At 70.5% G+C, this 18,728-nt stretch carries 18 protein-coding genes and 2 tRNA genes; 2 read left to right on the plus strand and 18 right to left on the minus strand.

Translation table 11 applies throughout. The annotated features are described in order from the left end of the window. Positions 1 to 701: 701 nt before the first annotated feature. From NBY69_RS04385 to NBY69_RS04405, 5 genes are all read right to left on the minus strand, one after another. Positions 702 to 1,547 (minus strand): DegV family protein, encoded by an 846-nt coding sequence (locus NBY69_RS04385; protein WP_250298393.1) that lies wholly within the window; start codon positions 1,545 to 1,547, stop codon positions 702 to 704. A 59-nt stretch (positions 1,548 to 1,606) separates the two neighbouring features. Next, a complete protein-coding gene (locus NBY69_RS04390; protein ID WP_250298394.1) occupies positions 1,607 to 2,371 on the minus strand; it encodes a hypothetical protein in 765 nt (254 codons plus the stop codon). Positions 2,372 to 2,563: 192 nt separating this feature from the next. Then, a complete protein-coding gene (leuS, locus tag NBY69_RS04395; protein WP_250298395.1) occupies positions 2,564 to 5,479 on the minus strand; it encodes a leucine--tRNA ligase in 2,916 nt (971 codons plus the stop codon). Positions 5,480 to 5,842: 363 nt separating this feature from the next. Then, positions 5,843 to 5,915 (minus strand) — tRNA-Ala (locus NBY69_RS04400). An 84-nt stretch (positions 5,916 to 5,999) separates the two neighbouring features. Continuing rightward, the gene (locus NBY69_RS04405; protein WP_250298396.1) at positions 6,000 to 6,233 is read right to left on the minus strand and encodes a hypothetical protein; all 234 of its coding nucleotides are present in this window, start codon (positions 6,231 to 6,233) and stop codon (positions 6,000 to 6,002) included. Between NBY69_RS04405 and NBY69_RS04410 the strand changes: the two genes are divergently transcribed. Next, positions 6,172 to 6,420 carry a hypothetical protein gene (locus tag NBY69_RS04410; protein ID WP_250298559.1) on the plus strand — a complete coding sequence of 83 codons (249 nt, stop codon included), beginning with the start codon at positions 6,172 to 6,174 and terminating at the stop codon, positions 6,418 to 6,420. The two genes, NBY69_RS04405 and NBY69_RS04410, sit on opposite strands and share 62 nt — an antisense overlap. A 314-nt stretch (positions 6,421 to 6,734) precedes the next feature. Here NBY69_RS04410 and NBY69_RS04415 read toward each other — a convergent pair. The 7 genes from NBY69_RS04415 to NBY69_RS04445 all read right to left on the minus strand — a co-directional run bounded on the left by NBY69_RS04415 (position 6,735) and on the right by NBY69_RS04445 (position 10,907). Next, positions 6,735 to 6,807, minus strand: a tRNA-Ala gene (locus NBY69_RS04415). A gap of 112 nt (positions 6,808 to 6,919) precedes the next feature. After that, entirely contained in the window at positions 6,920 to 7,573 is a 654-nt protein-coding gene (locus NBY69_RS04420; protein WP_250298544.1) for a histidine phosphatase family protein, read from the minus strand. Then, on the minus strand, positions 7,570 to 8,046 hold the full coding sequence (rsfS, locus tag NBY69_RS04425) for a ribosome silencing factor (protein ID WP_250298397.1): 477 nt from the start codon (positions 8,044 to 8,046) through the stop codon (positions 7,570 to 7,572). Before rsfS ends, NBY69_RS04420 begins: the two co-directional genes overlap by 4 nt. Before the next feature lie 69 nt (positions 8,047 to 8,115). Further along, a complete protein-coding gene (locus NBY69_RS04430; RefSeq protein ID WP_284347843.1) occupies positions 8,116 to 9,858 on the minus strand; it encodes an LCP family protein in 1,743 nt (580 codons plus the stop codon). 18 nt (positions 9,859 to 9,876) lie between these two features. After that, the gene (nadD, locus tag NBY69_RS04435; RefSeq protein WP_250298400.1) at positions 9,877 to 10,473 is read right to left on the minus strand and encodes a nicotinate-nucleotide adenylyltransferase; all 597 of its coding nucleotides are present in this window, start codon (positions 10,471 to 10,473) and stop codon (positions 9,877 to 9,879) included. A gap of 47 nt (positions 10,474 to 10,520) precedes the next feature. Next, on the minus strand, positions 10,521 to 10,682 hold the full coding sequence (locus NBY69_RS04440; protein WP_250298401.1) for a hypothetical protein: 162 nt from the start codon (positions 10,680 to 10,682) through the stop codon (positions 10,521 to 10,523). An 81-nt stretch (positions 10,683 to 10,763) separates the two neighbouring features. After that, entirely contained in the window at positions 10,764 to 10,907 is a 144-nt protein-coding gene (locus NBY69_RS04445) for a hypothetical protein (protein WP_250298402.1), read from the minus strand. Positions 10,908 to 11,023: 116 nt separating this feature from the next. Here NBY69_RS04445 and NBY69_RS04450 point away from each other — a divergent pair, with 116 nt between their 5' ends. Continuing rightward, positions 11,024 to 12,160, plus strand: coding sequence for a M48 family metallopeptidase (locus NBY69_RS04450; RefSeq protein ID WP_250298403.1), 1,137 nt, complete (start codon positions 11,024 to 11,026; stop codon positions 12,158 to 12,160). 93 nt (positions 12,161 to 12,253) lie between these two features. On the opposite strand, the gene NBY69_RS04455 is transcribed toward NBY69_RS04450, so the two are convergent. From NBY69_RS04455 to NBY69_RS04480, 6 genes are all read right to left on the minus strand, one after another. Next, the gene (locus NBY69_RS04455; protein ID WP_250298404.1) at positions 12,254 to 13,315 is read right to left on the minus strand and encodes a hypothetical protein; all 1,062 of its coding nucleotides are present in this window, start codon (positions 13,313 to 13,315) and stop codon (positions 12,254 to 12,256) included. Between the two features lie 118 nt (positions 13,316 to 13,433). Then, entirely contained in the window at positions 13,434 to 14,060 is a 627-nt protein-coding gene (locus tag NBY69_RS04460; RefSeq protein WP_250298405.1) for a hypothetical protein, read from the minus strand. 65 nt (positions 14,061 to 14,125) lie between these two features. Next, positions 14,126 to 15,439, minus strand: a complete 1,314-nt coding sequence (locus tag NBY69_RS04465; RefSeq protein ID WP_250298406.1) for a glutamate-5-semialdehyde dehydrogenase — start codon at positions 15,437 to 15,439, stop codon at positions 14,126 to 14,128. Between the two features lie 64 nt (positions 15,440 to 15,503). Further along, complete coding sequence (locus tag NBY69_RS04470) at positions 15,504 to 16,001, minus strand: hypothetical protein (RefSeq protein WP_250298407.1); 498 nt, start codon at positions 15,999 to 16,001, stop codon at positions 15,504 to 15,506. Between the two features lie 142 nt (positions 16,002 to 16,143). Next, complete coding sequence (proB, locus tag NBY69_RS04475) at positions 16,144 to 17,271, minus strand: glutamate 5-kinase (protein ID WP_250298408.1); 1,128 nt, start codon at positions 17,269 to 17,271, stop codon at positions 16,144 to 16,146. A gap of 15 nt (positions 17,272 to 17,286) precedes the next feature. Continuing rightward, complete coding sequence (locus NBY69_RS04480; protein WP_250298409.1) at positions 17,287 to 18,498, minus strand: glycosyltransferase family 2 protein; 1,212 nt, start codon at positions 18,496 to 18,498, stop codon at positions 17,287 to 17,289. Between the last annotated feature and the right edge of the window lie 230 nt (positions 18,499 to 18,728).

The raw sequence follows: 18,728 nt of genomic DNA on the forward strand, positions 1-18,728 counted from the left end.
CCGCACCGCGCCTGCGCCCATAACGGCAGACGCTCACGCAGCGCTGCCCCGGCGCCGGTCACGGCCGCGCCGATTCTGCCGGCCGACGAGGGCGCCGCGGATACGCCCGGCCCGCCTGCGGCAACCCCCGCACGCGCCCCACCGGTTGCAGCCGAACCACCCGGCGTACTTGGCGCACCCGCCGCACCCGAAACCCCGGGACCACCCGGACCTGAACCGCCGGGGCCGGGACCACCCGGACCCGTGCTATCCCGACCTGTGCCACCCCGACCCGTGCCACCTCGACCCGTGCCATCCCGACCCGTGCCATCCCGACCCGTGCCATCCCGACCCGTGCTATCCCGACCCGTGCCACCCCGACCTGGAACACCAAGATCTGCACACTCGACCCGCTCGACCGGCGCAGCCCTCCCCACCGATTCCCTCGGCGCAGCCGGAAACAGCGCCTCCGCGCGCAGAAGCAGTGGCGCCCGGGGCGACGGCGTACGGACTCGTCGCGAACGGCGTCGTGCGGCGGCATGGCGGGCGCGGCCGTCCGACGCGGGCGCACGGCCGGGGCCGCTGGTCGCAGAACGTGGGCTGAGCGTTCGGGAAGTCATGCCACGAGACGGTAGGCATCTCCCCCGGCCCCCGCTGATCAAGGTCAATTACGGTGGAGAACCCGGCACTTGTGGATAACACCGCCACCCGATCGAGCGGCTTCAGCGCAGTGAGACGACAACTCCCAGCAGTCCCGGTCCGGTATGCGCTCCGATGACCGCGCCCACCTCGCTGACATGCAGGTCGACCAGGCCCGGCACACGGTCGCGCAGCCGTTCCGCGAGCGCCGCCGCCCGCTCGGGCGCCGCCAGATGGTGTACCGCGATGTCCACCTGATCCGCCCCCGCCCGGTCGGCGGCGATCTCCTCCAGCCGGGCGATCGCCTTCGAGGCCGTGCGTACCTTCTCCCGCATTTCGATCCGGCCGCCGTCGAGCTCCAGCAGCGGCTTCACCGCGAGCGCCGAGCCGAGCAGCGCCTGTGCCGCACCGATCCGGCCGCCGCGGCGCAGGTAGTCCAGGGTGTCCACGTAGAAGTACGCGGACGTGCCCCCGGCGCGCTTCTCCGCGGCGGCCACCGCCTCGTCCAGCGTGCCGCCGGCCTCCGCGGTCCCGGCGGCCGACAGTGCGCAGAACCCGAGGGCCATGGCGACCACGCCGGTGTCCACCACCCGTACCGGTACGGGCGCTTCCTTCGCCGCCAGCACGGCGGCGTCGTACGTCCCGGAGAACTCGGCCGACAGATGCAGCGAGACGATGCCGGTCGCCCCCGCCTCGGCTGCCGCCCGGTAGGTGGCCGCGAAGACCTCGGGGCTGGGCCGGGACGTGGTCACCGAGCGCCGCTTCTGAAGGGCCAGGGCCAGTGCGCGGGCCGAGGTCTCCGTACCGTCCTCCAGGGCCCGGTCGCCGAGGACCACGGTCAGCGGCACCGCTGTGATGCTGTGCCGCACCAACGTCTGCTGCGGCAGGTAGGCCGTGGAATCGGTGACGATCGCGACATGGCGGGACATGAGCGGGAGATTACCCGCAGGTGCCGGGGCACGGCAGCGCGGCCCCTCCCGGCGATCACTCAGGTGGTGCTCTCCGGGCGGCCGGTCTTCTGCCACGGATAGCGGCGCCGCGGTTCGTCGCGGTCCCGCCCGGTGATCGCCTCGGGTCCCGCAGTGGTCCCGGACGCGGCGCCCGGTCCGGTGTCCTTCGCGGACCGCCGCCGCGCGCCCGCGGTCGAAGCCGAAGCCGAACTCGAACCCGGCCGCTCCCCTGACGCCGTACCGGCCCCCTCCTCGCCGGAGGTCGTCCAGTGCCGCAGCGCCCCCGCCTCCACATCGATCTCCGCGTTCAGCGCGATCAGATCGTCGTCGGCGAACCTCCGGGCCCGGTCCCGGGCCGCCCAGCGCAGTGCGTCGGCCGAGTGCGTGATCTGCTCCGTACGCTCCCGCAGGCCGGGCAGTCGGCGGCCGAGTCCGGTCTTGTCCGGCTCGCGCTCCAGCCGTCTCAGCTCAGCGTCCAGCTCCAGGCCGTGCACGCTGAGCCGTTCGAAGAGTCCCAGCGTCTCGCGCAGCGACTCGTCCTCCGCCACGCCCGCGTGCAGGGCGTCCTGGGTGGCCCTCATCGACGTACGCAGTGTGAGCCTCAGCTGCGCCAGTTCGCCCCCGGCGCCCGGCTGGCCGTAGCTCTTCGCGCGCAGCGCGGTGTCCTCGACGGTGCGCCTGGCCTGCGCGATCGTCTGGTCCACGCCCCGCCTGGCCGCGCCGACCACCTTGACGGCCGCGTAGGCCCCCACCCCGACGAAGGCGAGGAAGAGCAACGCCAGGATCAGGATCAGGGCTTCCATGAGGCATCCCTCGGTTGTCGACGCGGTGCGGACTCTTCGTGCCGGACCCGGTATCTCCACCGTAAACGGAAAGGGCAGGCCGGAGGTTCCTCAGGAACCCCCGACCTGCCCCTGGGGGGAAAGCTCGCACCCCACGCGGGACCGGTGCCGTACTTGGTGCCGTACCGGAGCACCGGATGCCATGCTGCGGGGCTACGCGGGCACGATGTTCACCAGCTTCGGCGCCCGCACGATCACCTTGCGGATCCCCGCCTCACCCAGCGCCGCGACGACGGCCGGGTCGGCCAGCGCCAGCTTCTCCAGGTCCGCGTCCGTGATCGACGGCGAGATCTCCAGGCGCGCCTTGACCTTGCCCTTGATCTGCACGACGCAGGTCACGGTCTCGTCCACCACGTACGCCGGGTCGGCGGCCGGGAAGTCCTGGTGGACCACCGAATCGCTGTGCCCCAGCTTGTGCCACAGCTCCTCGGCGATGTGCGGTGCCAGCGGCGCGACCAGCAGCACCAGCTGCTCGGCCACCGTGCGCGGTACGGCGCCGCCCGCCTTGGTCAGGAAGTTGTTCAGCTCGGTGATCTTGGCGATGGCGGTGTTGAAGCGCAGCCCGGCCAGGTCCTGGCCGACCCCGTCGATCGCCTTGTGCAGCGCGCGCAGCGTGTCCTCGCCGGCCTCGGCGTCGGAGACGGTGACCTCACCGGTCTCCTCGTCGACGACATTGCGCCACAGCCGCTGCAGCAGCCGGTACTGTCCGACCACCGCACGGGTGTCCCACGGCCGTGAGACGTCCAGCGGGCCCATCGCCATCTCGTACAGCCGCAGCGTGTCCGCGCCGTACTCGGCGCAGATCTCGTCCGGAGTGACGGCGTTCTTCAGGGACTTGCCCATCTTGCCCAGGACCCGGGTGACCTTCTCGCCCGCGTACCAGAAGCCGCCGTCCCGCTCCTCGACCTCGGCGGCCGGAACGGCGATGCCGCGGCTGTCGCGGTAGACGAAGGCCTGGATCATGCCCTGGTTGTACAGCTTGTGGAACGGCTCGACCGAGGAGATGTGCCCCAGGTCGAACAGGACCTTCGACCAGAACCGCGCGTACAGCAGGTGCAGTACGGCGTGCTCGGCGCCGCCGACGTACAGGTCCACACCGCCGTGCGGCATGCCTTCGCGCGGCCCCATCCAGTACTGCTCGATGGTGGGGTCGACCAGCTTCTCGCTGTTGTGCGGGTCCAGGTAGCGCAGCTCGTACCAGCAGGAACCGGCCCAGTTGGGCATGGTGTTGGTCTCGCGCCGGTACTTCTTGACGCCGTCCCCGCGGCCCAGGTCCAGCTCGACGTCGACCCAGTCCTCGTTGCGGGACAGCGGGGTCTCCGGCGAGGTGTCGGCGTCGTCCGGGTCGAAGGTGCGCGGCGAGTAGTCCTCGACCTCGGGCAGCTCCAGCGGCAGCATCGACTCGGGCAGCGAGTGGGCGATGCCGTCCTCGTCGTAGACGATCGGGAAGGGCTCGCCCCAGTAGCGCTGGCGGCTGAACAGCCAGTCGCGCAGCCGGAAGTTGACCGTGCCCTCGCCGATACCGCGCGCGGTCAGCCACTCGGTGATCCTGGCCTTGGCCTCGACGACGCCCAGACCGTCCAGGGAGATGTCGGTGTCGGCGGAGTTCACCAGCTTCGCGTCGTGCGCCACGAAGGCGTCGTCCCAGGCCGAGGTGTCCGTACCACGGCCGTCGGACGGCTCCACGACACAGCGCATCGGCAGTTCGAAGGCGCGCGCGAAGGCGAAGTCGCGGCTGTCGTGCGCGGGGACGGCCATGATCGCGCCGGTGCCGTACCCCATCAGCACGTAGTCGGCGATGAAGACGGGCACCGGCTCGCCGCTGACCGGGTTGACGGCGTACGCGCCGGTGAAGACGCCGGTCTTCTCCTTGGCGTCGGCCTGGCGCTCGACGTCGGACTTCGAAGCGGCGAAGGCGCGGTACCGGGCAACAGCCTCGGCCGGGGTCGCGTGGCCGCCGGTCCACACCTCGTGCGTGCCCTCGGGCCAGGCGTCGGGGACGATCGACCGCTCGCCGGAGATCAGCTCGTGCTCGGGCGCCAGCACCATGTACGTGGCGCCGAAGAGCGTGTCCTGGCGGGTGGTGAACACCGTGATCCGCTCGGAGCCGGAGCCCACCGCGAAGTCCACCCGGGCGCCCTCGGAACGGCCGATCCAGTTCCGCTGCTGCAGCTTGATCGCTTCGGGCCAGTCCAGCGCGTCCAGGTCGGCCAGCAGCCGGTCCGCGTACGCGGTGATCCGCATGTTCCACTGGCGCAGCTTCGCCTTGAAGACGGGGAAGTTGCCGCGCTCGGAACGGCCGTCCGCGGTCACCTCCTCGTTCGCCAGTACGGTGCCCAGGCCGGGGCACCAGTTGACGGGGGCGTCCGACGCGTACGCCAGGCGGTACTCGCCCAGCAGGTTCGCGCGCCCCTCCGCGTCCAGTTCGCTCCACGCGCGCGGGCCGGGCACCGTGCGCTCACCGCTCTCGAACTGGGCGATCAGCTCGGCGATCGGGCGCGCCCGCTCCGCGTCCCGGTCGTACCAGGAGTTGAAGATCTGGACGAAGATCCACTGCGTCCACTTGTAGTACTCGGGGTCGATCGTGGCGAACGACCGGCGGTTGTCGTGGCCCAGCCCCAGCCTGCGCAGCTGGGACTTCATGTTCTCCATGTTGGCCTCGGTCGAGGCCCGCGGGTGGGTGCCGGTCTGCACGGCGAACTGCTCGGCCGGCAGCCCGAAGGCGTCGAAGCCCAGGGTGTGCAGGACGTTGTGCCCGGTCATGCGCTGGTGCCTGGCGTAGACGTCCGTGGCGATGTAGCCCAGCGGGTGGCCGACGTGCAGCCCGGTACCCGAGGGGTACGGGAACATGTCCATGACGAACTTCTTGGGCCGGGCCGCCAGGACCGGGTCGTCCGCCAGGTCACCGGTCGGGTTCGGCGCCTCGTACGTGCCGTCGGCGTCCCAGAAGTCCTGCCAGCGTGCCTCGATGTCAGCGGCCATGGCAGCCGTGTAACGGTGCGCTGCGGTCACCTCGGAAGGGACTCCTCCCGCGCTTTCGGCAGCGGAGGAAGAATTCGTCTCGCTCATGGTCCTCAAAGCTCCATCGGTCGTCTCTGCCCGCGTTCCCCGCGGCTGCGGCGCCAGTGGCACCAAACGAAAAAGCCCCTCGCACAGGAGGGGACGCCGCGCTGATGCCGACCAGGGGACTTCATCGGTCGGGACTGATTCAGCGCGGCTCGCTAAGCAGAAGGCGTACGGCACGCATGGCGTCAGGGTACCGCAGGCCCCTCACACCGCGCACAGACGTATCGGGAACCGGGGAACAGGGCCCGGGGGTGTCCCGCCGCACAGGCCGACGGCACGCGCCCCGGCCGCAGGAACAGGCACGGCGGCGGACAAGCAAGAAGCGGGCCACCCTGTCCGGGTGACCCGCTTCCCACCGCTTCACTGTGGAGCTAAGGAGAATTGAACTCCTGACCTCCTGCATGCCATGCAGGCGCTCTACCAACTGAGCTATAGCCCCGTGCTGTGTGCCGTTCCGGGGGATTCCCCTTCGGCTCCGCCAACATTACACGGTCCACCGGGTGCTCCGCCAAATCCATTCCCGTCAGGCGGTGGCGAAGGAGTAGAACCGCTTGAGCGTGCAGTGGTCCTCCAGCAGCCGGCCGTAGATCGGCTCGCCCTCAAGCTCCCGGTACGTCTCGATCGGGTCGCCTTTTATGATCAGCGCCCGCGCGCACTCCTCGCACCAGTACTGGTAGTCGGCGTTGACCGGATCCATGTCGCGGACGATGGGCGTACCGCTGCCGCACCAGTCGCATTTCCTCCTGTGTGCACCCATCGGTCAGCTCCAACTGTGGCCGCAGGCCGGGCACATGCACGACATCCCGCCGCTGTCGCCGAGTGTCCGGGCGGTGTGGGGGGAACCGTGGGGCGGGCAGTCGGGCCGCGTGCGGGCCGTCGCCCCGCCGACCAGGGCATGGACACTCTGGAGCGTGCTCGCGGGCATCGCGCTCTCCCCTCCCTGACGGGCCGTCGTCCCTCCGGCGGTCCGATTCTGCCATGGCCCCGCAAGGGGGTCAGTGGCGTCGGCGAACGAGCACGGCCGCATCCCCGGGAGCACGGCCCGGGTCGGGCCCGCGGGCGAACCGTTTCGCCCGCCCCGGCCCGGTGGCCGTGGGGCGCTCTCCGCGCCGCGGGCGAGGTCGTGGACGGAGTCCGGGCGAACGGAACGCGGCCCGCCGGGGGCGGCCGGCGCGAACCCGGGGAGCGCCGGGGCCCGTTGACGAGCTGTGGGCATACAGAAAATCCCGCCCCCTGACGGGGACGGGATTGTCGATTGTGGAGCTAAGGAGAATTGAACTCCTGACCTCCTGCATGCCATGCAGGCGCTCTACCAACTGAGCTATAGCCCCGCTGTTCGCTTCGCTTGCTGCATTCTCTGCGGCCCTGCGGCGCGAACAAGAAGAACTTTAGCGTGTGACCAGCCAGAAAGTGAAATCCGCCCGGACGGCCACCGGGGAGCCCTCAGTCGTCGTCGCCGAACACCGGCTCCGGAAGGGTCCCGGCGTTGTGCTCCAGCAGCCGCCAGCCACGGGCACCCTCGCCCAGGACCGACCAGCAGCAGTTGGAGAGGCCGCCCAGGCCCTCCCAGTGGTACGACTCCAGACCGAGGAGCCGACCGATGGTGGTGCGGATGGTGCCGCCGTGGCTGACGACCACGAGCGTGCCGTCGTCGGGCAGTTCGTCGGCATGTTTCAGCACGACCGGGGCGGCCCGGTCGGCGACCTCGGTCTCCAGCTCACCGCCACCGCGCCGCACCGGCTCACCGCGTTTCCACGCGGCGTACTGCTCGCCGTAACCCGCGATGATCTCGGTGTGCGTGAGTCCCTGCCAGGTGCCCGCGTACGTCTCGCGCAGGGCGGAGTCGTACGCGATGCCGAGGCCGGTGACCGCGCCCAGTTCACCTGCGGTGGCCGCCGCTCGCCGCAGGTCGGAGGCGACGATCGCGTCGGGCTTCAGCGAGGCGAGCAGCCGGGCGGCCCGGCGCGCCTGGCCGACGCCTTCCTCGGTCAGCTCGATGTCCGTGGTGCCCTGGAAGCGCCGCTCCAGGTTCCACGCGGTCTGGCCGTGCCGCCAGAGCACGATGCGGCGGCCACGGCCGCCCGTGGTGCCGTTCAGTGCAGCTCACCGTCCAGGTCTGCGTCGTCCATGTCCAGGGGGAGATCCTGGCCGGCGTCGCCGCCGCCGTTGAGCTTGGCGTGCTCCTCGGCCTTGCCGCGGGTCTTGACGGCGTCCTCGGGGAGCGGGATCTCGGGGCAGTCCTTCCAGAGCCGCTCCAGCGCGTAGTAGACGCGCTCCTCGCTGTGCTGGACGTGGATGACGATGTCGACGTAGTCGAGCAGGATCCAGCGGGCGTCGCGGTCGCCCTCACGGCGCACCGGCTTGGCGCCGAGGTCCTTGTTCAGCCGCTCCTCGATCTCGTCGACGATCGACTTGACCTGGCGGTCGTTGGGAGCGGAGGCGAGCAGGAAGGCGTCGGTGATCGACAGCACATCGCTGACGTCGTACGCGGTGATGTCGTGCGCGAGCCGGTCGGCAGCGGCCTGGGCGGCGGCGTTGATGAGCTCGATGGAACGGTCCGTGGCGGTCACTGGCAGGCTTTCGTCGGCGGTCGGGGAGACTCCCTAGGGTCTCACGGACCGCCGACGGTCCCGTAAACGTTATTTGACCTGGTAGTCCTGGCCGAGTACCACCGAGACGTCCGCGCTCGCCCCGACCTTGCCCTTACGGACCGAGCCGGCCGGCAGACCGAGGGTCTTCGCGACCTCGGTCGCGTTCTCCTTCTGCGCCGCGTCACCGTAGGTGACCTGCGACGACGTGCTCACGCTCGCCTCGCTGCCGATCAGGACCGTGTAGCCGCCGTTGACCAGGTCGATCCTGGCGCGCTCCGTCGCGGCCGTCTTGCCACTGGCGTTCGAGATGCCCACGCTCACGGCGGTGCCCTTCGCGGGCGCCGTCACCGAGCCGCCGAGGATCTCCTTGACCACGCCGTCGCTCGTCTGCTGGGTGAGCGTGCCGTCGCTCTGCACGGGCAGCAGGGTGGTCCGGTAGTCGCCCTTCTTGGCATGCGCGGCGAGTTTGGCCAGCGAGGCGCCCAGGTCCTTGTCCGTCAGGGACGGATCCTGGATCTGCGCCAGGTTCTTCACCGTGGTCGTCGCGGCCTGCGGGTCGTCCGAGATCTTCTTCAGCACGCCCGTCATGACCTGCCCGAAACGCTGGAGCTGCTTCGCCTCGGGCTCGCCGGGCGCGCGGTACGTGGCGTACGCCACAGCCATCTGCCCGCTGAGCGTCTGCCCCGTGCCCCGGTGCACCAGCGGATCGGCGCCCTTCTTGCTGTCCGGAACATCGGTGTCGGTGTCGATCTCGATGTTGCCGACCAGCTCGACCAGGTTCTCCAGGTACGGGGTGTCGAGCCGCCAGGTGCCGCCGATCTTGGCTCCGAGCAGGGTGCCGAGCGCCTGCCTGGTGCCGTCCGAGCCGTCGTCGTCGACGGACTTGCCGAGCGTCGTGGCGGTGCCGTCGTCGTTCGCCACGGAGAGGGAGTTGGGCAGCAGGACCGTGGTCCCGTGCCCGGTGGTGACGTTGTCGACGAGGAGCGCGGTGGACGTGCCGCCGCCCTTCGTGTTGTGCAGGTGGACCACGATCACGTCGTGCTGCTGCGCGCGGGAGGCGGTCGCGTTCTTGCTGTCCGAGCCGGAGAGTCCCGGCAGCATGCCCGCGTACCAGAGGTATCCGATGCCGCCCGCGACGACGAGTGCCACCACGACGATCAGCGAGACGACGCGGTTGCGGCCCCGGCGCCTGGCCTCCTCGCGCCGCTCGGTGCGGCTCTCGGTGAACTTCAGCCAGTCGATGACGTCTTCGGAGTCCTCGTCGGGCTCTTCTATGAAGGAGAACTGTTCGGTCCGGTAGTCGACTTCGTCCGAGGCCGGACGGCGCTGACCGGGAACGGGCCGCTGCGGCGGAGTCTGCTGCACCTGTGTCTGCTGCGACTGCTGTGCCTGGCCCGGCTGTTGGGGCTCCGGAGGCCGTGGCGCCGCAGCCGGTGGGGCGGGAGCCTGCGGCTGCGGCGGGTGGGGCTGCTGCGGTATCCACTGCTGTGTGGTGTCGACCGCGGGCTGCTGCCCGGTGTCGACCACGGGCTGCTGCCCGGTGCCGTAGTCGTAGCCCTGCTGCTGGTACGCCTCAGTCGAGTGCTGAGGCTGAGCGTGCGGCTGGGCGTACGGGTCGTATCCGTACCCCTGTTGCTGGGGCTGCTGCCCGTACTGGTCGTACTGGGGCGGCTGTTGCTGTTGCTGCTGCACCTGCTGGTACACCGGCTGCCCGTACTCGTCGTACCCGACGAGCTGCATCGGCTGCCCGTACTGGTCGTACTGGACATACGGGTTCTGTCGGTCGTTCAACGGTGCCCCTCTCCACGGTCATTCGCCGCGGTACAGCTGGCGCTTGTCGATGTAGCGCACCACACCGTCCGGAACCAGATACCAGACCGGGTCCCCCTGTTCGACCCGGGCCCGGCAGTCGCTCGACGAGATCGCCAGGGCCGGCACCTCCACCAGGGAGACACCGCCTTCCGGCAGGCCGTCGTCCGTCAGGACGTGACCAGGCCTGGTCACGCCGATGAAATGAGAGAGTCCGAACAGTTCCTCCGCGTTCCGCCAGGTGAGGATCTGGGAGAGCGCGTCGGCTCCGGTGATGAAGAAGAGGTCCGCGTCGGTGTGGGTCTCGCGCAGATCCCGCAGGGTGTCGATGGTGTACGTCGGCCCGCTGCGGTCGATGTCGATGCGGCTCACCGAGAACTGCGGGTTGGACGCGGTCGCGATGACCGTCATCAGATACCGGTCCTCCGCCGGGGAGACGACCTTGTGGCTCTTCTGCCACGGCTGCCCGGTCGGTACGAACACCACCTCGTCGAGATGGAACTGCGAGGCCACCTCACTGGCGGCGACCAGGTGTCCGTGATGGATCGGGTCGAAAGTCCCGCCCATCACGCCGAGACGCCTCTTCTGCTCTCCCATGCGTGCAGACCCTACTGGCCCGTCTGTTGCCCGTCTGCGATCCGGTGTCAGCGGTCGCGGTTGAAACGGGTGGTGATCCACAGCAACAGGAGGAGCGCGAAGAGCGCGCCGCCACCGGTGAGGAAGGGGCTCAGGCTTGGATGGTTACCGCCGTGCTCACCCTCGGCAGCGAGAGTGGCCAGGTTGGCGGCAGTGTGGTGGAGGCTCATGGTCAGCAGGACCTATCCGGGAGTCGGAGCGGGGGCTTCGCGAACATCGTATGCGGGCCTCCTGGGCACGCTCACGCCGACTCAGTCGTTGTTGCGATATCCACGCAGCAGAAACCAGGCGAGCAGGGCAGCCCCGACGATCAGGACAACCAGGAGAACCCGCAAGGTATCGCCCGGCCCCTGCTGGTCGGCGGCAGCAGCAAGCAGTGTGGTCGCGTCCGGCATCACGGGCGTGCTCCTTCTCGGTGTAGGACCCCCGCCACACGTTAGCCCCACCGCATACTCTGGGGCCCGTCAGGGGGACGAGCAGGGACTCGAAGACAGAAGGCAGGGGGACATTCATGACAGACAGCAGTCACGAGAACAGTCACGAGAACGTGCCGGGCAGGCAGCGCAAACGCTTCGAGGGCATCTCCTCGCGGGCGTACGAGCACCCGACCGACCGCTCGGCGCTGGTGGCGCTGCGCAGGCTCACCGGCTTCGACACCGTGTTCAAGGCGCTCAGCGGGCTGCTGCCCGAGCGCAGCCTGCGGCTCCTCTTCCTCTCCGACTCGGTGCGGGTGAGCGACGCCCAGTTCGCCCACCTCCACGTCATGCTGCGGGACGCCTGCTACATCCTGGACCTGGAGAAGGTCCCCGCCATGTACGTCACGCAGAACCCGCAGCCCAACGCCATGTGCATCGGCCTGGACGAGCCGATCATCGTGGTCACCACGGGACTCGTGGAGCTGCTGGACGAGGAGGAGATGCGCGCGGTCGTCGGCCACGAGGTGGGCCATGCGCTGTCCGGTCACGCGGTCTACCGGACGATACTGCTGTTCCTCACCACCATCGCGCTGAAGGTCGCCTGGATCCCGCTGGGCAATGTCGCGATCATGGCGCTCGTGACGGCGCTGCGCGAGTGGTTCCGCAAGTCGGAGCTCTCGGCGGACCGGGCCGGGCTGCTGGTCGGCCAGGACCTCAGGGCCTCGATGCGCGGCCTGATGAAGATCGCCGGCGGCAACCACCTGCACGAGATGAACGTCGACGCGTTCCTGGCACAGGCGGAGGAGTACGAGGCGGGGGGCGACCTGCGCGACTCCGTGCTGAAGATCCTCAATGTGCTGCCGCGTTCCCACCCGTTCACCACGGTGCGTGCCGCCGAGCTGAAGAAGTGGGCGGAGAGCCGGGACTTCCAGCGGATCATGGACGGGCACTACCCGCGGCGTGACGAGGACAAGGAGACGTCGGTCTCCGACTCCTTCAGGGAGTCCGCGTCGCACTACGCCGACACGGTGCGCACCAGCAAGGACCCGCTGATGAAGCTGGTCGGCGACATCGCCGGCGGAGCGGGTGACCTGGGTGGGAAGCTGCGCGGGAAGTTCACCGGCGGGGGCGGTTCCGGCGGGGGCAAGGGCAGCGCGGGCAAGGGCGACGGCGCGTCCGGCAGCGGCACGGACCGCCCCACCGGCGACGGCGAGGGACCGGCCGGGAGCTGACGGCGCAGCGCCGGTCACGGGCACCGGTTCGCTCAGCAGCTGACGGCGCATCGCCGGTCACGACACCGGTTCGCTCGGGGCTGCGAGCGCCGGTCACGGCCTGACGGCGAGTGTCCCGCACAGCGCGGCGGCCGGCTGCCCGGTGGCGTACGGATCCGTGCCCGCCGGGCCGCCGGCCGCCGCGTGCTGACCCGCGAGCAGGGGCCGCAGCCGGTTCACCGCGTCGGCCGTGCAGCTCTGCGGCCCGGCCTGTACGTAGGCGGACGCCAGCCGTGCCTGTTGCAGCCGCAGGTCGTCCGTGCCGAAGCGGAAGCGCACCTCACGGCGGACGGTGAACAGCGAGGCGCCGCCCGCCTTCGCGGGTCCGGTGGCGGCGGGCCTGAGCGCGTACACGAAGACGTGGTCGGAGGTCACCTCCAGCGTCCCCGCCGCCACCTCCTGGTACGCCAGGGTGCCCGACACCCGGACCTGCGGGTCGGCGAGCGCCACCTGCGCGGGGTCGAAGCGCACCAGCCAGCCGGTCGCCGCGTGGCCGCCGTCGGCGGACGGCGACGCGAGGCTCTGTTCGAACTGGCTGTACTGGTCCGGGGCGAGCAGGGCCCGTACCCGGTCCGTCGAGCCGCCCATCAGGACGGCCGGGTCGAGCGAGGACTCCACCACGTACTTCTTGGCCATGGCCAGCGCCGCCGACACCTGGACGTCCGAGAAGTGCGAGGTGCGCCGGAACGCCGGGGGGTTCACTCCCGCGGCTCCGATACGGAACTGGGCGGCGGGGCTGTGCGCGAACAGCCCGGCGGCCGTGCCCCCCGGTACCGCGCCCCGCGGCGCCAGCGGGATCACTGTCGACCGCAGCGGATCGGAGGCCGTGCCGCCCGGCGCCAGGTACGGATGGCGCACCCCCATGAAGATCGCCGCACCGAGGGCCAGCGTGACCACCATGAGCACGACGAGCATCTGTCTGGGGCCCCTCAGCAGCCGCACGGAGCGGCTGCGCACGGCCGGCGCGTGGTCGCCCATGCGCTCCTGGGCGGAGAACTCCTGGAGCCGGGCAGCCCGGATGAACGATTCGTCGAAGACGACGGACCGGTACTCGTCCTCGCCACCGCCGGGCAGGCCGTCGGGTGCTCCATCGGGTGGCTCATCGCGCCCCGCCATACCTTCAGATTAGGTCGCGGCGGGGCTGCGTAAACGCCCTGGTACAGGACAACTTGCGGGGGCACCCGGCTCGGCGGGCACCGGCGGGCGCTCCTGGGGCCCCGTCGGCCCGGTGTGGTCAGGGCGTACGGGGAATGGCCGAAACCCGGGGCGGCGACGAACCGGCCGGAGCCGTGGCGGGGGCGGATACCTGCGGCCGGGTGACGGTTGCGCCGCCCGATACCTTGCCGACCCCCGTCGTGACGGGCGGCGGCACCTGGTCCTGCCGGCCGGCCGACGCTCCGTGGTACACGGCGGCGAAGGCCAGGGCGACCATGCCGATCCCCATCACCAGCGCCAGCAGCCAGGCCACCGGCCGGAGCCAGCGGGCCCGGCCGCGGTAGGGCCGCAGTACGCCGCCGTGCCGCCCGTAGGGACCGTTCTCGCCGCCGTCGGGGCCGTCGTATCCGCCGGCCCGCTCCGGGTCGTACGGACGGCCGTAGCCGCCCGTACCTTCGCCGAAGTACTCCTCGTAGAGGTCGTCGTCGACCGACAGGGCGCTCGCCCGCGCTCGGGCCGCCTCGGCCTCGGCGCGTGCCTCGGCAGCGGCCAGCAGCCGCTCCACGGCGGTCGGTTCGTGGATCGTGGCGGCCCGCACGAAGTCCTCGCCGAACACCACGGAGGCGAATTCCTCGTCCGCTCCTCCGCGGTCGTCGTCAGGCTCCCAGCCGTCCTGGAACGGCTTGCCCCCCACGTCGTCCGGCACGCCATCAGAGTAGACCCGAAGGGTGGGTTTGGGCAGGGAGAGTGCGAAGTCGACCGATCGGACCGTTACCGGGTGTGACCGTCTCCTGTCACGATGTACTTGGTCGAGGTCAGCTCGGGCAGGCCCATCGGTCCGCGTGCGTGCAGCTTCTGGGTGGAGATGCCGATCTCCGCGCCGAATCCGAACTCGCCGCCGTCGGTGAACCGGGTGGACGCGTTCACCGCGACGGTGGTGGAGTCGACCAGTTGGGTGAAGCGGCGGGCGGCGGCCTGCGAGGTGGTGACGATCGCCTCGGTGTGTCCGGAGGTCCAGCGCCGGATGTGGGCGACGGCCGCCTCCAGCGAATCGACCACGGCAGCCGCGATGTCGTACGAGAGGTACTCGGTCTCCCAGTCCGCCTCGGTGGCCTCGACGGCCTCCACCTTCGAGTCGGCGGCGTACCGCAGCACCCGCTCGTCGCCGTGCACGGTCACCCCGGCCTCGGCCAGGGCGTCGAGCGCCGCCGGCAGGAACGCGTCCGCGATGTCCCGGTGGACCAGGAGGGTCTCGGCCGCGTTGCAGACGGAGGGGCGCTGCGCCTTGGAGTTGACGAGGATGTCGACGGCCGTGCCGATGTCGGCCTGCGCGTCCACGTACACATGGCAGTTGCCGGTGCCGGTCTCGATGACCGGAACGGTGGACTCCTCGACGACCGTGCGGATCAGCGAGGCGCCGCCGCGCGGGATCAGCACGTCGACCAGGCCGCGGGCCCGCATCAGTTCGCGTACGGAGTCACGGGACTCGCCGGGGACCAGCTGGACGGCGTCGGCGGGCAACTCCGGTCCGTCCTGGCCGGATTCGCCGCGGGACGCTCCGCTGATGGCGTCGCGCACCACCGCGACGAGCGCGGTGTTGGAGGCGTACGCCGACGCGGAGCCGCGCAGCAGTACCGCGTTGCCCGACTTCAGGCAGAGCGCGGCGGCGTCCACCGTCACGTTGGGCCTGGCCTCGTAGATGATCCCGACGACGCCGAGCGGCACCCGCACCTGGCGCAGGTCGATCCCGTTGGGCAGCGTGGAGCCCCGTACGACCTCGCCGACCGGGTCGGGCAGCGCCGCTACGTCCCGTACGTCGCCGGCGATGGCGCGGATCCGCTCGGGGGTGAGGGTGAGCCGGTCGATGACCGTCTCGGCGGTACCGGCGGCGCGGGCCCTGGCGACGTCCTCGGCGTTGGCCTCGACGATCTCGTCCGAACGGGCTTCGAGCGCGTCGGCGACGGCCAGCAGCGCGGCGTCCTTGGCCGCGCGCGGCAGTGGTGCGAGGTCCGCCGCGGCGGCGCGGGACCGCTGGGCGGCCAGGATGACCGGGGACGGGGCGGAGTGCGGGGAGAGCGAGGTCATGCCCGCAGACTAATGGGCCGTCTGCGGGCATCCGCCCGGTGTCCCATGCTCCGAGACGCCGGGTTCAGTAGGGGTGCACCCCGACCGGAGCCGCGGGCGGCGGGCCGTACCCCTCGGCTATGCGCAGGTGGTACGTCTCGCGGTCGATGACCTCCAGACCGACGATCTCCCACGGCGGCAGCTTCGCCGTCGACCGGTGCTCGCCCCAGAGCCGCAGCGCCACCGCGGCGGCGTCATGCAGGTCCCTGGCCTCCTCCCAGTACCGGATCTCCGCGTGGTCGTCGGCGTACCGGCTGGTCAGCAGGAAGGGATGGTCGTGCGCCAGTTGTTCGAGGCCCCGTCTGACCTCCTTGAGCGGGGCCGCGGGACCCGAGACGCTCAGGGTGATGTGCCACAGCTTCGACAGAGTGGCTTCCTCCCTGTGCTTCTCCGTGCCCTGCTCCGCATCTGCCGCCCGGCCGTCCGCTTCCCGGCGGTTCTCGAAGTCGGCCCCCGCGCCGACACTCGTCAGGGTCCGCTCCCCGGCCCCTCGGGGAGGCGCCCCCGGACGCGCTCGTCTCACCGGCGGCCTCCTGTGTGCGTTGCTGTGACTGCCCCCGCAGTTACCCCTGGGACAAAGTTGACCAGCCCGGCGCCCGGCGTGTGACGGTTTTCCGGAAGGTCTCTGCCGCAAACCTGGACTTTCAGCCGTTTCAGGGGTGCGTTCAGGGGTTCATGACGACCAGGTCGTCCCTGTGTACGACTTCCCGCTCGTAGGCCGGACCGAGGTCGCGGGCGAGGTCGCGGGTGGAGCGGCCGAGGAGCTGCGGGAGCTCCTTGGCGTCGAAGTTCACCAGTCCGCGGGCGACCGTACGGCCCGCGGTGTCCCGCAGCTCGACCGGGTCCCCGGCGCTGAACTCGCCCTCGACCGCGGCGATCCCGGCGGGCAGCAGCGAGGAGTTGCGCTCGACGACCGCCCGTACCGCCCCGTCGTCCAGGGTGAGCGCGCCCCGGGGGGTCGACGCGTGCTGGAGCCAGAGCAGCCGGTCGGCGGAGCGGCGCCCGGTGCGGTGGAAGTACGTGCCGGTGTCCCGGCCGGCGAGGGCGTCGGCGGCGCGGGAGGCCGAGGTCAGCACGACGGGGATGGAGGCCGCCGCGGCGATCCTGGCGGCCTCCACCTTGGTGACCATGCCACCGGTGCCGACGCCCGCCTTGCCCGCGGCGCCGATGGTGACGTGCGCGATGTCGCCGGGCCCCGCCACCTCCGGGATCCGGCTGGTGTCCGGTCTGGCCGGATCGCCGTCGTACAGGCCGTCCACGTCCGAGAGCAGGACGAGCAGATCGGCCCGTACGAGATGGGCGACGAGCGCGGCGAGCCGGTCGTTGTCGCCGAAGCGGATCTCGTCCGTGGCGACGGTGTCGTTCTCGTTGACGACCGGCAGCGCGCCCATGGCGAGGAGCTGGTCGAGGGTCCGGTAGGCGTTGCGGTAGTGCGCCCGGCGGCTGGTGTCGTCGGAGGTCAGCAGCACCTGGCCGACGCGTACGCCGTAGCGCGCGAAGGACGCGGTGTACCGGGCGACGAGCAGCCCCTGGCCGACGCTGGCCGCGGCCTGCTGTCTGGCCAGGTCCTTGGGGCGGCGGGCCAGCCCCAGTGGGGCCAGCCCGGCGGCGATGGCGCCGCTGGAGACGAGCACGATCTCCTTCTCGCCACCGCTCCTGACCTTGGCCAGTACGTCGACGAGGGCGTCCACCCGGTCCGCGTCGAGGCCGCCTGCCGCGGTCGTGAGGGAGGAGGAACCGACCTTCACGACGATCCTGCGGGCTTCCGTTACGAGCTGCCTTGCCTCTGTCACACGGGCGAATCTATGTCAGCCGCGCCGACCGCCGCTCGGGGATTCCACGCGCTGGACAGGGCGTGCTGCCGCCCACTTCCGCACTCTGCGCAGCCGGGTGCGGCCGACTGCGGGCAGCCGCCGCCAGACGGGGGTTCCCCGTACCGCGTACACATGGTCCGGGATGCCCGCTTCGCGGTCCCGGAAGTACGGAAGGGCGAGGTGGTGGGTGCCGTTCAGCCCGCGTCCGACCCGCTCGGGTTCCTTGCCTGCCTTCATGTAGCGGAGGACTTCGCAGAGCAGGTCGATGCGGCCCTGCGCGACGCACTGCAGCCGCAGCCGTTCGATGGGCTTGAGCTTGCGTGCCACGCCCTTGTTCCAGTACGCGGCCATCATCGGGGCCGCGAGTTCCATCCGCTTGCGCTGGACCTCGTCGGACTGCTTCAGGAAGCCGGGGCCGAACTGCGGCAGCAGGGTGACGATGAACGGCCGCATCATCAACTGGTCGCGCTGCGGGCCCGGTTCGACGTACTCGGCTATCAGTCCGGTCAGCGCCCGCGCGGAGTCGAACCGCAGCACATAGGTGCCGCTCTTCGTCACGTGCTTGCCGTCGTCGCGCCCCACCAGGTAGTAGCAGGTGTAATCGGACACGACGGAGACACCCCCGCCGCGCAGATATGCCTCCAGGGTGAAGAGCGCGTCCTCACCGGTCTTGAGCGACTCGTCGAATTTCATGCCCAGGCGCAGGAGCAGTTCGCGCCGGAACAGCTTCTGCGCGCTGAGGGTGAACTTGATCTGTGAGGAGAAGACGTCCGCGCGCTCGACGGTCTCTTTCCACATGGACTTCGGGGCCCCGCGATTGACGCCGACGACCTTTCCGAGCACGACATCGGTACCGGCCCGGTCACCCATGGCGACCATTCGTTCGAGGGCTTCCTCGCCGAAATAGTCGTCGGCGTCGAGGAAGAACACGTAACGGCCGCGGGCCAGTCCGAGACCGACATTGCGCGGGCCGCTGGGCCCTCCGGAGTTCTCCTGTCTGACGACTGTGGTGCGTATCACTGATCTCGCTGCGAACTCTTCGAGGTACTCCCCCGTGCCATCGGTCGATCCGTCGTCCACGGCGACGATCTCGATCCGGTCCGCGCCCAGGGTCTGGGACTCGACGGATGCCAGGCACTTCACGAGGTACGGCATCGCTTCATAGGCGCCGACGACGACAGTCACATCGGGCTCACAGGTACTCATCACACGAGGGAGACGGGCTAATGCGCCAGATGGTTGCCTGGTACCCCCGGATTGGTTTCACGATCTCCCTCTCCTCACCCCATCCGGAATTTTACATTCCCCATACGTGAGGGGTCCGGGAAGTGGCGTTCGGCACACCGGATAGAGTGCCGCCCGGCGGGTCCCGTACGCAGCGCCCGGAAGTGGTGCCGTCACGCGCTCACCAGCACAGGGAAAATCCCTACCAGACA

Origin of the sequence: Streptomyces sp. A 4/2 (assembly GCF_940670765.1) — a bacterium.
Classification (GTDB): Bacteria; Actinomycetota; Actinomycetes; order Streptomycetales; family Streptomycetaceae; genus Streptomyces.